Origin of the sequence: Castellaniella defragrans, assembly GCF_014203015.1 — a bacterium.
Lineage (GTDB): Bacteria > Pseudomonadota > Gammaproteobacteria > Burkholderiales > Burkholderiaceae_B > Castellaniella > Castellaniella defragrans.
The window spans coordinates 105,404-118,684 of record NZ_JACHIB010000013.1; the positions used below are offsets into that span (position 1 = coordinate 105,404).

Annotated in this window: 9 protein-coding genes and 1 pseudogene; 7 read left to right on the forward strand and 3 right to left on the reverse strand. The window is 70.4% G+C overall.

The window, feature by feature from the left end:
• Positions 1-2: 2 nt before the first annotated feature.
• The 6 genes from aceF (at position 3) to purF (ending at position 8,103) form a co-directional block, all read left to right on the forward strand.
• Positions 3-1,712, forward strand: a complete 1,710-nt coding sequence (gene aceF, locus HNR28_RS11820) for a dihydrolipoyllysine-residue acetyltransferase (RefSeq protein ID WP_184142895.1) — start codon at positions 3-5, stop codon at positions 1,710-1,712.
• Between the two features lie 10 nt (positions 1,713-1,722).
• Entirely contained in the window at positions 1,723-3,522 is a 1,800-nt protein-coding gene (gene lpdA, locus HNR28_RS11825; RefSeq protein WP_184142898.1) for a dihydrolipoyl dehydrogenase, read from the forward strand.
• A 211-nt stretch (positions 3,523-3,733) separates the two neighbouring features.
• Positions 3,734-5,146, forward strand: coding sequence for a bifunctional tetrahydrofolate synthase/dihydrofolate synthase (gene folC / locus HNR28_RS11830; protein ID WP_151025595.1), 1,413 nt, complete (start codon positions 3,734-3,736; stop codon positions 5,144-5,146).
• A gap of 129 nt (positions 5,147-5,275) precedes the next feature.
• A complete protein-coding gene (locus HNR28_RS11835) occupies positions 5,276-6,046 on the forward strand; it encodes an SPOR domain-containing protein (RefSeq protein WP_322789938.1) in 771 nt (256 codons plus the stop codon).
• On the forward strand, positions 6,043-6,531 hold the full coding sequence (locus HNR28_RS11840; RefSeq protein ID WP_043682474.1) for a CvpA family protein: 489 nt from the start codon (positions 6,043-6,045) through the stop codon (positions 6,529-6,531). The genes HNR28_RS11835 and HNR28_RS11840 overlap by 4 nt, the downstream gene beginning before the upstream one ends.
• Positions 6,532-6,600: 69 nt before the next feature.
• Complete coding sequence (gene purF / locus HNR28_RS11845) at positions 6,601-8,103, forward strand: amidophosphoribosyltransferase (protein WP_151025603.1); 1,503 nt, start codon at positions 6,601-6,603, stop codon at positions 8,101-8,103.
• Between the two features lie 90 nt (positions 8,104-8,193).
• Here the strand turns inward: purF and HNR28_RS11850 are convergent, their stop codons facing one another.
• From HNR28_RS11850 to map, 3 genes and pseudogenes are all read right to left on the reverse strand, one after another.
• On the reverse strand, positions 8,194-8,676 hold the full coding sequence (locus HNR28_RS11850; RefSeq protein WP_151025605.1) for a disulfide bond formation protein B: 483 nt from the start codon (positions 8,674-8,676) through the stop codon (positions 8,194-8,196).
• 62 nt (positions 8,677-8,738) lie between these two features.
• Positions 8,739-11,378: pseudogene (locus tag HNR28_RS11855) on the reverse strand ([protein-PII] uridylyltransferase); the annotation flags it as partial.
• Between the two features lie 7 nt (positions 11,379-11,385).
• Positions 11,386-12,204, reverse strand: a complete 819-nt coding sequence (gene map, locus HNR28_RS11860) for a type I methionyl aminopeptidase (RefSeq protein WP_151025333.1) — start codon at positions 12,202-12,204, stop codon at positions 11,386-11,388.
• 269 nt (positions 12,205-12,473) lie between these two features.
• On the opposite strand from map, the gene rpsB reads away from it, so the two are divergent.
• Positions 12,474-13,226: a 30S ribosomal protein S2 gene (gene rpsB / locus HNR28_RS11865; RefSeq protein WP_043682479.1), complete on the forward strand. Its 753-nt coding sequence runs from the start codon at positions 12,474-12,476 to the stop codon at positions 13,224-13,226.
• The last annotated feature ends 55 nt before the right edge of the window (positions 13,227-13,281 follow it).

Sequence of the window (13,281 nt, forward strand, 5' to 3'; positions counted from 1 at the left end):
ACATGAGCAATATCGTGGAAATCAAGGTCCCCGACATCGGCGACTTCGACACGGTCGAAGTGATCGAAGTCCTGGTGGCGGAGGGCGACAAGATCGAGGCCGAACAGAGCCTGATCACGGTCGAGTCCGACAAGGCCTCCATGGAAATCCCCGCCTCGCAGGGCGGGGTGGTCAAGTCGGTGAAGGTCAAGCTGGGCGACAAGGTCAGCGAAGGCTCGGTCATCCTGGAGGTCGAGGCCGCCGATGCCGCCGCCCCCGCTTCCGGCTCCGCCGCCCCGGCGCCGGCCGCCGCGCCCGCTGCGGCGCCCGCGGCGGTGTCCGCCCCCGCCGCCGCGGCTCTCGCCGCGCCGGCCGCTCCGGCCGCCCCGGGCGGCACGCAGTCCGTGGTCGTGCCCGACATCGGCGACTTCGACGCGGTCGAGGTCATCGAGATCCTGGTCAAGGCGGGCGACACCATCCAGCCCGAGCAGAGCCTGATCACCGTGGAATCCGACAAGGCCTCCATGGAAATCCCCGCCTCGGTGGGCGGGGTGGTCAAGGAACTGAAGGTCAAGGTGGGCGACAAGGTCTCCCAGGGCACCGAAATCCTGGTGGTGGAAACGGCCGGCGGCGCGCCCCGGGCGGCGGCGCCTGCCGCCGCGCCGGCACCCGAGCTCGCCGAGCCCTCCGGGCCCGCGGCGGCGGCTCCGTCCACCGCGCCCGCACCGGCGCCGGCCGCGTCCTCCATGGCGTCCAGCGCGCCGGAGCGCACCTCGCCCACGGCGGCCTTCGCCGAGGCCGACGTGCCCCTGCGCAACCTGCCGCACGCCTCGCCCTCGGTGCGCAAGTTCGCCCGCGAGCTGGGCGTGAACCTCGCCCAGGTCACCGGCAGCGGCCCCAAGAACCGCATCACCGCCGAGGACGTGCGCGCCTACGTCAAGCAGGCCCTGGCCACCGGCGGCGCCAGCCCCGTGGGCTCGACCCTGCCGGCGGGCGGCGGCTTCAGCGTGCTGGGCTGGCCCAAGGTCGATTTCGCCAAGTTCGGCGAAATCCAGACCAAGCCGCTGTCGCGCATCAAGAAGATCTCCGGCGCCAACCTGCACCGCAACTGGGTCATGATCCCGCACGTCACCAACAACGACGTGGCCGACATCACCGAGCTGGAAGCCCTGCGCCAGCAGCTGAACGCGGAAAACAAGAAGTCCGGCGTCAAGGTCACCATGCTGGCCTTCCTGATCAAGGCCGTGGTCGCGGCCCTGAAGAAATACCCGGAATTCAACGCCTCGCTGGACGGCGACAACCTGGTGCTCAAGCGCTACTTCCACATCGGCTTCGCGGCCGACACGCCCAACGGCCTGGTGGTCCCGGTGATCCGGGACGCCGACAAGAAGGGCGTGCTGGAACTGGCGACGGAAACCTCCGAGCTCGCCGCGCTGGCCCGGGACGGCAAGCTCTCGCCCTCGCAGATGCAGGGCGGCTGCTTCTCGATCTCGTCGCTGGGCGGGATCGGCGGCACGGACTTCACGCCCATCATCAACGCGCCCGAAGTCGCCATCCTCGGCGTCTCGCGCTCGGCCATGCAGCCGGTCTGGGACGGCAAGGCCTTCCAGCCGCGCCTGATGCTGCCGCTGTCGCTGTCCTACGACCACCGGGTGATCGACGGGGCCGCCGCCGCGCGCTTCAACGCCTATCTGGCTGGCCTGCTGGCGGACTTCCGCCGCATCATCCTGTAAGGGGGACGGCATGAGCCTCATCGATCTGAACGTCCCCGACATCGGCGATTTCGACGCGGTCGAAATCATCGAGATCCTGGTCAAGGTGGGCGACACCGTCCAGCCCGAACAGAGCCTGATCACCGTGGAATCCGACAAGGCCTCCATGGAGATCCCGGCCGAGCAGGGCGGGGTGGTGAAGGAAATCCTCGTCAAGCTGGGCGACAAGGTTTCCCAGGGCACGCCCATCGTCCGCATCGAGGCCGCCGGCGGCGGCGCCGCCCCGGCCGCGCCGGCGCAGGCCTCGACGCCGGCGCAGGCTCCGGCGCCCGCACAGGCCGCCGCGCCCGCATCCTCCGCCCCGGCCGCCGCGCCGGCGGCTGCGGCTCCCGCGCCCGCGCAGTTCTCGGGCACGGCCGAGGGCGAATACGACGTCCTGGTGCTGGGCGCGGGCCCCGGCGGCTATTCGGCCGCCTTCCGCGCCGCCGACCTGGGCCTGAAAGTCGTCCTGGTGGAGCGCTACGCCACCCTGGGCGGCGTCTGCCTGAACGTCGGCTGCATTCCGTCCAAGGCCCTGCTGCACACCGTCGGCGTGCTGGAAGAAGCCAGGTCCCTGGCCGCCCACGGCATCGCCTTCGGCGAGCCGGCGATCGACCTGGACAAGCTGCGCGGCTACAAGGATTCCGTGGTGGGCAAGCTCACCGGCGGCCTGGCCGGCATGGCCAAGGCCCGCAAGGTCACGGTCATCCAGGGCGTGGGCACCTTCGCCGATCCGCACCACCTGACGGTGGCCAAGGCCGATGGCGGGCAGACCACGGTCAAGTTCGCCTCGGCCATCATCGCCGCCGGCAGCCAGTCGGTGAAGCTGCCGTTCCTGCCGGACGATCCGCGCATCGTCGACTCCACCGGCGCGCTGGCCCTGAAATCGGTGCCCAAGCGCATGCTGATCGTCGGCGGCGGCATCATCGGCCTGGAAATGGGCACGGTCTACTCCGCGCTGGGCGCGCGCCTGGACGTGGTGGAAATGCTGCCCACCCTGATGACGGGCGCCGACCGCGACCTGGTCAAGGTCTGGGACAAGATGAACGCCAGGCGCTTCGACCACGTCATGCTCAACACCAGGACGGTGGCCGCCGAGGCGAAGGACGACGGCATCTGGGTCACCTTCGAGGGCGCGGCCGCGCCCAAGGAGCCCCAGCGCTACGACCTGGTGCTGCAGGCCGTCGGCCGTTCGCCCAACGGCCGGAAGATCGGCGCGGAGAACGCCGGCGTGGCGGTGTCCGAGCGGGGTTTCATCGCCGTGGACAAGCAGATGCGCACCAACGTGCCGCACATCTACGCCATCGGCGACGTCGTGGGCCAGCCCATGCTGGCGCACAAGGCCGTCCACGAGGCCCACGTGGCCGCCGAAGTCATCGCCGGCCACAAGGCCTACTTCGACGCGCGCGTGATCCCCTCGGTGGCCTATACGGATCCCGAGGTGGCCTGGGTCGGCCTGACCGAGGACGCCGCCAAGCAGGACGGCATCGCCGTCAAGAAGGGCCTGTTCCCCTGGCAGGCCTCGGGCCGCGCCATCGCCAACGGCCGCGACGAGGGCTTCACCAAGCTGCTGTTCGACGCGGAAACCGGCCGCATCCTGGGCGGCGGGATCGTGGGCACGCATGCGGGCGACCTGATCGGCGAAGTCGCCCTGGCCATCGAGATGGGCGCGGATTCCGTGGACATCGGCAAGACCATCCACCCGCACCCGACGCTGGGCGAGTCGATCGGCATGGCCGCCGAAGTCGCCGACGGCCATTGCACGGACGTGCCGCCCGCGCGGAAGAAGTAAGGGCCCCCACGCTGCGCAGCCTTCGGCCGCTTGCTGCCCCCCAAGGGGGCCCTCCGGCCTTGGGGCGGCCCGGCGGCCGGAGTCCGCCCACCTCGCCGCCTGCAGGCGGCGAGGGACCTCCTTGCGGACAGCAGGGATGCCCGGCCTGTCCCCGAACGGCAGGTGCTAATATCGGCACCTGCCGTTTTTCTTTCACCCCCATCCTCATTCCATGTCCATTTCCGCTCCCGCCCAGGGCGCCGCGCTCGCCGACTGGCTGGCCTATCTCGAAACCCTGCACCCGAAACCCATCGACCTGGGCCTGGAACGCATCCGCGCCGTGGCCGTCCGCCTGAACCTGTCCCTGGACTGCGTCAAGATCACCGTGGCCGGCACCAACGGCAAGGGTTCCACCTGCGCGATGCTGGAATCCATCCTGCTCACCGCCGGCTACAAGGTCGGCAAATACACCTCGCCCCACCTGCTGCGCTTCAACGAGCGCATCCGCGTGAACGGCGAGGAGGCCTCCGACGCGGACATCGTGGCGCGGCTCGAACGCATCGAGGCGGCGCGCGAGGGCGTCACCCTGACGTACTTCGAGATGACCACGCTGGCGGCCCTGCTGCTGTTCCAGGACGCCCGGCTGGACGTCGCGGTGCTGGAGGTCGGCCTGGGCGGCCGGCTGGACGCGGTCAACCTGATCGACGCCGACTGCGCCATCCTGACCAGCGTGGATCTGGACCACATGCAATACCTGGGCGACACCCGCGAGGCGATCGGCCGGGAAAAGGCCCACGTCTTCCGTCCCGGCCGGCCCGCCATCTGCGCCGATCCGGTGCCGCCCCAGACCGTGATCGACCACGCCCAGGCGATCGGCGCCGACCTCTGGCGCGTCGGGGTCGATTTCAACTATTCCGGCGACCGCCAGCAATGGGCCTACGGCGGCCGCTCGCAGCGCCGCAACGCGCTGGGCTATCCCGCCCTGCGCGGCGCCAACCAGCTGCTGAACGCCTCGGCGGCCCTGGCGGCCCTGGAGGCCCTGCGCGACCGCCTGGTGGTCACGCAGCAGGACGTGCGCCAGGGCCTGCTGCACGTCAGCCTGCCGGGCCGCATGCAGATCCTGCCCGGCCTGCCCGCCACCATCCTGGACGTGGGGCACAATCCCCACGCGGCCTCGGCGCTGGGCCAGAACCTGGACAGCATGGGCCATTATCCGCATACCTACGCGGTGGTCGGCATGCTGCGCGACAAGGATATCGAGGCCACGCTGTCGCGCCTGTCGCGGCGCGTGGACCGCTGGCTGTGCGCCACGCTGGGCGGGCCGCGCGGCACCTCCGCGCAGGAACTGGCCGCCATCGTGCGCCGCATCGGCGGCGAACAGGCGCCGGTCGATCCCTTCATCGCCCAGACCAGCGAAATCGTCCGGCCCTCGGGCGAGCACAAGCCGGGCGTGCGGGCCGCGCCCCGGCCCGCCGTGGCCGCCCGGGACGTGCAGGTATCCACATTTGACAGTCCGGAACAAGCCTTTGCCGAGGCCAGGAGGCTGGCGACCGACAATGATAGAATCCTCGTGTTCGGATCGTTTGCCACGGTCGGCCCCGTGCTCGACCTCCTGCGCCGCGAAGGCCGGGATGTCCTAGCCTGATCGGGCCGGAGGCCGGTCCGCCACTTTTGATGGGTTGGCTGCACGATGCTTTTTCGCAAGGGAACCGAAACGGGACAACGCGCTCCGGCACGATCCGCCGGCACCGAGGCCCAGCTCCGTGAACTGCGCGTGAAAGCCCGCCGCCGCCTGATCGGCGCGCTGGCGCTGGTGCTGGCGGCCGTCATCGTCGTGCCCTGGCTGTTCGACGAGCCCGTGCCCGACGACACGCATGCCCCGATCGTGGTGCCGGCGCCCGTCGCCGGCCTGCCGCCGGCCGCCGAGCCCGCCCCCGCCCAGACCGACGCGGCCTCGGGCGCCGTCCAGGCCGACCCCGCCCAGACCGATGCCGCCCCGGCCGACCATCCGGCCGGCGCGGCCTCCGCGCCCGGCGTCGGAGAGCCCGCCGACGCGCTCCAGGCCTCCGGCCAGGCGCAGCCGCCGGCGGCCTCCGCCGCGCCCGGACCCGCTCCCGCGGCGCCGCCGGCCCCGGCCCCGGCCCAGCCCGCGCCGCCGCGCGAAAAACCCGCCGAGCCCGCCCGGCCCGCCGACAAGCCCGCCGCGGAACGCGCGCCGGCCGGCCGCACCGACGACGGCTCGGTCGCCCTGGCCCTGCTGGCCGGCAAGACGCCTTCCGCGGCCCGGTCCGAGGCCAAGCCCGCCGCGGGGGGACGCTACTACCTCCAGGTCGCCGCCTACACCACCGAGCAGGACGCCCAGGCGCGGCGCGACAGCCTGCGCCAGGCCGGCGTCAGCGACGCCTACGTCGAACGCGGCCAGTCCAACGGCCGCACCGTCTACCGGCTGCGGGTGGGGCCCTTCGGCTCCCACGAGGCCGCCCAGGCGGCCCAGGCCCGGCTGCGGGCGCTGGGCTACCAGAACGGCCTGATCTCCGGCAAGTGACCAGCTTCGACTACTTCGTCCTGGCCGTCGTGGCCGTCTCGGCCCTGATCGGCCTGCTGCGCGGCTTCCTGCGCGAAGTCCTGTCCCTGGTCGCCTACCTCGCCGCCTTCGTGGCCGCCATCTGGTGGGGGCCGGCGGCATCGGACTGGCTGCTGGGCCTGATCGACAACGGCCTGCTGCGCACGCTGGCCGCCTACGGGGCGGTCTTCATCCTGGCGCTCCTGCTGGTCGGCCTGCTCAACATGGCGCTGGGCGCGCTGGTGGACCGCACCGGCCTGACGCCGGCCGACCACGGCCTGGGCGCGGTGTTCGGCGCGGTGCGCGGCGTCGTGCTGGTCCTCGCCCTGGTGGGCCTGGCGGGCTACACTCAGCTCCCCCAGGAACCCTGGTGGCGGGACGCGCGCACCTCGGCCGCGGCCGTCCGGGGCTTCCAACACGTCAAATCGCTGCTGCCCGCCGAGGTGGCCGAACTGCTTCCCTATTAGCTTCCCTATTAGCCAGCCAGCCAGGATCCATTCCCGGCCGGGATCCCTACTCAGGAATTCATTCTCATCATGTGCGGAATCGTGGGTGTCATGGGGCGCAGCCCCGTCAATCAACTGATCTACGACAGCCTGCTGCTGCTGCAGCACCGGGGCCAGGACGCGGCCGGCATCGCCACCGCGCACGATCAGTTCTTCAGCATGCACAAGGCCCACGGCCTGGTGCGCGACGTGTTCCGCACGCGCAACATGCGGGCGCTGCCCGGCAACAGCGGGGTGGGGCAGGTGCGCTACCCGACGGCCGGCTCCAGCGCCAGCGTGGACGAGGCCCAGCCCTTCTACGTGAACGCGCCCTTCGGCATCACCTTCGTGCACAACGGCAACCTGACCAACTGGCGCGAACTGCGCGAGTCCCTGTTCAAGCACGACCGGCGCCACATCAACACCAACTCCGACTCCGAGGTCCTGCTCAACGTCTTCGCCCACGAACTGCAGCAGGCGTCCAATGGCGTCACCCTGGACGCGCACGCGGTGTTCCAGGCCGTGCGCGCCGTGCACCGGCGCGCCAAGGGCGCCTACGCCGTCATCGCCAGCATCAGCAGCTTCGGCCTGGTGGCCTTCCGCGATCCGCATGGCATCCGCCCGCTGTGCCTGGGCCGCCACGACACGGAATCCGGTCCCGAATGGATGCTGGCCTCCGAATCCGTCGCCCTGACCGGCAGCGGCTTCTCCCTGGTGCGCGACATCGCGCCCGGCGAGGCGGTCGTGATCACCGAGGACGGCGCGCTCTGCGCCGAACTCTGCGCCGATCCCGGCCTGGAGCAGACGCCCTGCGTCTTTGAATACGTCTATTTCGCCCGGCCCGATTCCGTGATGGACGGGATCTCGATCTACGACGCGCGCCTGCACATGGGCGAATACCTGGCGGACAAGGTCGCCAAGTCGCTGCGCCTGGGCGACGTGGACGTGGTCATGCCGATCCCGGATTCCTCGCGGCCCTCGGCCATGCAGCTGGCCGCGCGCCTGGGCCTGAACTACCGCGAGGGCTTCATCAAGAACCGCTACGTCGGCCGCACCTTCATCATGCCCGGCCAGGCCGTGCGCAAGAAATCCGTGCGCCAGAAGCTCAGCGCCATCGACATGGAATTCCGCGGCAAGAACGTCCTGCTGGTGGACGACTCCATCGTGCGCGGCACCACCAGCCGCGAAATCGTCGACATGGCCCGGGCGGCGGGCGCGAACAAGGTCTTCTTCGCCTCGGCGGCGCCGGCGGTCCGCTACCCGAACGTCTACGGCATCGACATGCCGACCCAGGCCGAGCTGATCGCCACCGGGCGCGACGAGGCCCAGATCGCCCGCGAGATCGGCGCCGACGGCCTGGTCTACCAGGATCTGGACGACCTGGAACAATCCCTGCGCGACCTGAATCCGGCCATGCGGTCCTTCGAGGCGTCCTGCTTCAACGGCCGCTACGTCACCGGCGACATCGACGAGGCCTATCTGGAGCGCCTGAGCCGCACCCGTGGCCTGCCGCAGCGCTCCGGCGCCATGGCGGCGGCTGAGGATGAGGTCTGACACGGGACAGTCCCTGCGGACCGTCCCGTGCGGAACGAATCCGAGCGGCTTGCAAGCCGCGAGGTGGAGAGCCGCAGTACCGCCCGGGGTTCAGTTCCGGGCGCTGCGCATCAGCGCGGCCAGCGCCAGCGCGACGCAGACGGCGAACAGCAGCAGTCCCCACAGCGCGTATTCCACCCCCAGCAGGCTCACGCGGGCGTCCATGCACGTCGCGTAGATGCCGAACAGCCAGGGCAGGGAGGCGTCCAGCCCCGAGGCGGTGATGAAGCGGTCGGCGAAGGTCTGGGCGCAGGAGAACATCTGCCCGGCCACGCTGTACTGGTACCAGGCGGCGGCGATGCCGCACACCGCCAGGAGGGCCGCCGCGGCCGCGCCGATGCGGCGCACGATCGCCGGGCCCCAGCCCATGCCCGCCAGTCCGCAGACGGCGGCGATGGCCAGCAGGATCAGCCGCTGCAGCACGCACCAGGCGCAGGGCTTCATGCCGAAGGCGTATTGCGAGATCAGGGCGAAGCCCACGGCGGCCAGGCACAGCAGGGCGACGAGGCGCAGGAGACGGTCGGAACGGGTCAGGGTCATGGCGAAGGCGGGCTCAGGGTCGGGTGGGTCGTCGGGTTCGTGGAATCTGCGGAGTCCGCGGGGGCCGTGGCGTCCGCCGCCGCGCCCAGCGCTTCCAGCACCTGGCGCTCGAACTGCCGCTGGCCGCGGGGGTGCTCCAGGCCGGGGCCGTCGAGCACGAAGATGTCCTCCACCCGGTCGCCCAGGGTCATGATCTTGGCCATCCGCAGATTGACGTCGTGGCGGGCGAACACCCGGGCCAGGTCGTGCAGCAGGCCGACGCGGTCGGCCGCCGTGACCGACAGCCGCCAGTTGTCGCCCAGTTCGTCGGGCTGCAGGGTGACGCTGGGCATGATCGGAAAGGCGCGCGAGCGGCGCGATCCCGCGCGCGGCGCGGGGGCGTCCCGGCGCGTGGCCGGCCCGCCGCCCAGCGCGGCGCGCAGCTCGTGCTCGATCAGGGCGGCGTAGGAGCGGTAGTCGCGGTCGTGCTCGGGCAGCAGCACGATGAAGCTGTCCAGCGCCCAGCCCTGGCGCGTGGTGTGGATGCGGGCGTCCTGGATGCTCAGGCCGTGGCGGTCGAAATAGGTGCAGATGTCCATGAACAGGTCCGGCCGGTCGGGCGCGTAGGCGAGGATCTGCAGGGCCTCGCTCTGGCCCAGGACGCGGGCGCGCACGACCGGATCCGGCCCCTGGAAGCAATGGTACAGGTGGCGCGTGTGCCAGGCGATCTCGTTGGCGTCGTGGCGCAGGAAATAGGCCACGTCCAGCTGCGACCAGAAGGCCTCGCGGCTGTCGTCGCGCAGCCCCATCCGGCGGACCTCGGCGGCGGCGGCGTCCTTGCGCAGGGCCAGGATGGTCCGGGTGTCGGGCCGCTCGCCCCCCAGCGCGGCCAGCGTCCGATGGTACAGGTCTTCCAGCAGCTTGCCCTTCCAGGTGTTCCAGACCTTCGGGCTGGTGCCGCGGATGTCGGCCACCGTCAGCAGGTACAGGGCGGCCAGCCGGCGCCCCGATCCGACCTTGGCGGCGAATTCGTGGATCACCCGGGGATCGCTCAGGTCGCGCTTCTGCGCCACCTGGGACAGGGTCAGGTGCTCGCGCACCAGGAAATCCAGCAGCTCGACGGACTCGCGCGGCAGCCCGTGGCGGCGGGCGAAGCGCCGCACTTCGGCGGCGCCCAGCTGGGAATGGTCGCCGCCGCGCCCCTTGGCGATGTCGTGGAACAGCGCCGCCACGTACAGCAGCCAGTGGTCGTCGAGATCGGCGATCAGCTGGCTGGCCAGGGGATATTCCTGGGCATGCTCGGGCATGGTGAAGCGCCGCAGGTTGCGGATCACCATCAGGATGTGCTGGTCCACGGTGTAGGCGTGGAACAGGTCGTGCTGCATCTGGCCGACGATGCGCCGGAACACGGGCAGGTAGCGCGGCAGGATGTTCCACATCGTCATGTCGCGCAGGGCGTGGACGATGCCGCGCGGCTGGCGCAGGATCTCCAGGAACAGGCGGCGGTTGGCCGGGTCGTCGCGGAACGCCCGGTCGATGCGGTGGCGGGCGTGCCACATGGCGCGCAGGGTGCCGGCCGCCATGCCCTGCAGCTCCGGGTGCCGCTGCGTGACCAGGAACACCTTCAGCAGCAGGCTGGGCGTGCGCTCGAAGGCGTCCTCGCGGATCAGGGCCAGCCGCTCGCGGCGCACGCAGAAGTCCTCGTCGAGCGCGACCGTCTCGTCCTGCGGGCGGGGAAACAGGCGTTCCTCCAGCGCCAGCATCAGCAGCCGGTTGACCTGGCAGACCACGCGGGCGGCCCAGTAGTAGCGCTGCATCAGCAGTTCGCCGGCGCGCCGGTGCGGCTGGTCGGCGAAGCCGTAGACGCGGGCCAGGCGCGGCTGCAGGTCGAACAGCACGCGATCCTCGCGGCGTCCGGCCAGCAGGTGCAGCTCGATGCGCAGGCGCTTGAAGGCCAGCTCCGCCCGCCGCAGGGCACGGAATTCGGCCGAGGTCAGCAGGTCGGTGCGGGCGACGGCGCGCCAGGTGTCGCCCAGCCCGGCCGCGCGCGCCAGCCACAGCAGCACCTGCAGGTCGCGCAGGCCGCCGGGGGCTTCCTTGCAGTTGGGCTCCAGCGCGTAGGGCGTGTCCTGGTGGCGCGCGTGGCGCTGCTGCATTTCGGTGCGCTTGGCCAGGTAGAAATCGCGCGGGTCCAGATCCTGCCGCATCCGTTCGCGGAAGCGCCGGAACAGCGAACGGCCGCCCGCCAGCCAGCGGGCTTCCAGCAGGGAGGTCTGGACGGTGATGTCGGCGGCGGCCTCGTGCCGGCACTGCTCCAGGGTGCGCACGCTCAGGCCCGGTTCCAGCCCGATGTCCCACAGGGCCGCGACCAGGGCCTCGATGCGCTCGCGGTCGGCCGCGTCGGGGGCGCGTTCGAGCAGGATCAGGATGTCGAGGTCCGAGCCCGGATAGAGCTCGCCGCGGCCGTAGCCGCCGACCGCCGCCGCGCAGGCGCCGGCCGGCAGGGGATGGATCTTCAGCAGGCCGCGCAGCGTGTCGTCGGCGATGCGCCGCAGGGCCGACAGCAGCGTGTCGGGCCGCAGGTGGATGCGCCAGGCCCGCACGGCCTCGTCCCGGCGCGCCTGCATGCGGGTGCGCAGTTCGGCCAGAACGGGGCGGTGCGTGTCGGCGCTCACGGGCGCCGGTCCGCCGGGGGGCGCGCCCGGGCGCGTGGTCATTCGGCTGTCAGGCGGCCGTGGGGGCGGCTTTGACGAAGGCGGGCGGCGCCGGCATGCCGGGCGACACCGTCAGCACTTCGTAGCCGTCGTCGGTGACCAGGATGCTGTGCTCCCATTGGGCCGACAGGCTGTGGTCGCGCGTGACGACCGTCCACTGGTCGGCCAGCGTGCGGATCTCGCGCCGGCCGGCGTTGATCATGGGCTCGATGGTGAAGATCATGCCGGGCTCCAGGCGCAGGCCCGTGCCGGGCTTGCCGTAGTGCAGCACCTGGGGATCCTGGTGGAAGCGCCGGCCGACGCCGTGGCCGCAGTATTCGCGCACCACGGAAAAGCCCGCGGCCTCGGCGCGCTTCTGGATGGCGTGGCCGATGTCGCCCAGGGTGGCGCCCGGGCGCACCTGCTCGATGCCCAGCCACATGCATTCGTAGGTGGTGTCGATCAGCCGGCGGGCCAGGATGGAAGGTTCGCCCACGCAGTACATGCGGCTGGTGTCGCCGAACCAGCCGTCCTTGATGATGGTGATGTCCATGTTGAGGATGTCGCCGTTCTTCAGGACCTTGTCGCCGGGAATGCCGTGGCAGATGACGTGGTTGACCGAGGTGCAGATGGAGGCGGGGAAGGGCGGATAGCCGGGCGGCGCGTAGCCCACGGTGGCCGATTTCACCTGGAGCGTGTTGGTGAGGTAGTCCATGCACAGGCGGTCGAGCTCCCCCGTCGTGACTCCGGGGCGCACGTGCGGTTCGAGGTAGTCCAGGATGCTGGCGGCGGCCTGGCAGGCGGCGCGCATCTGGTCGAGTTCGTGGGGGTCGGTGACGAGTTGGCTCATGGGGTGCTTGCTGTGAAGATGAGATGAATAGTAGAATTATAGGCTTAGCTGTAAATAGCGTACCTCGCCGCCCCAAGGGTGTGCGCGGATGGCATGGAAGAGATTGCCGGATGATTGCCGGGCGTGATTGCCAGGCATCGTTGCTAGGGCATGAAGGCATTGCAGTGCCCGAAGCCTGCCCGACGTCGATGCTTGAAGATTCGGCCTTCTTTCCATGTTAGTCCCGGATACTGGCCTGGTACAAGACCAAACCCTCACGGAGAATTTTCATGTCGCTCATGCGCGAAATGCTGGAAGCCGGTGTCCATTTTGGCCACCAGACCCGTTACTGGAACCCGAAGATGGCCGAATACATCTTCGGCCAGCGCAACAAGATCCACATCGTCAACCTCGAACGCACGGTCGAGAAATACCTGGAAGCCAGCCAGTTCGTGCGCCAGATCGCCGCGCGCGGCGGCAACGTGCTGTTCGTCGGCACCAAGCGCTCGGCCCGCGAGATCATCGCCGCCGAGGCCCAGCGCTGCGGCATGCCCTACGTCGACAGCCGCTGGCTGGGCGGCATGATGACCAACTTCAAGACGGTCAAGACCTCGATCAAGCGCCTGAAGGACATGGAAGCCCAGCAGGCCGAAGGCGCCACCGAGCACATGACCAAGAAGGAAGCGCTGATGTTCGCGCGCGAAATGGACAAGCTCAACAAGTCCATCGGCGGCATCAAGGACATGAACACGCTGCCCGACGCGCTGTTCGTGATCGACGTGGGCTACCACAAGATCGCCGTGGCCGAAGCCCGCACCCTGGGCATCCCGGTGGTCGGCGTGGTCGACACCAACCACTCGCCCGAAGGCATCGATCACGTCATTCCGGGCAACGACGACTCGTCCAAGGCCATCGCCCTGTACGCCCGCGGCATGGCCGATGCCGTGCTGGCCGGCCGCGAACAGAGCCTCAACGGCCTGGTCGAGGAACTGGCCGAAGGCGAGGAATTCATCGAGGTCGAGCAGGACCAGGACCAGGAATAAATTCCTGCCTTCCGCCGTCCCGGCCCGCCGCCTCCCGGCGGCGGGCTCGTCGCGC

What these genes read in the sequence shown, in the direction of transcription:
- purF (WP_151025603.1), top strand. Translation starts at nt 6,601, where the DNA reads ATGTGCGGAATCGTGGGTGTCATGGGGCGCAGCCCCGTCAATCAACTG.
- folC (WP_151025595.1), top strand. Translation starts at nt 3,734, where the DNA reads ATGTCCATTTCCGCTCCCGCCCAGGGCGCCGCGCTCGCCGACTGGCTG.
- map (WP_151025333.1), bottom strand. Translation starts at nt 12,204, where the DNA reads ATGAGCCAACTCGTCACCGACCCCCACGAACTCGACCAGATGCGCGCC.
- lpdA (WP_184142898.1), top strand. Translation starts at nt 1,723, where the DNA reads ATGAGCCTCATCGATCTGAACGTCCCCGACATCGGCGATTTCGACGCG.
- aceF (WP_184142895.1), top strand. Translation starts at nt 3, where the DNA reads ATGAGCAATATCGTGGAAATCAAGGTCCCCGACATCGGCGACTTCGAC.
- rpsB (WP_043682479.1), top strand. Translation starts at nt 12,474, where the DNA reads ATGTCGCTCATGCGCGAAATGCTGGAAGCCGGTGTCCATTTTGGCCAC.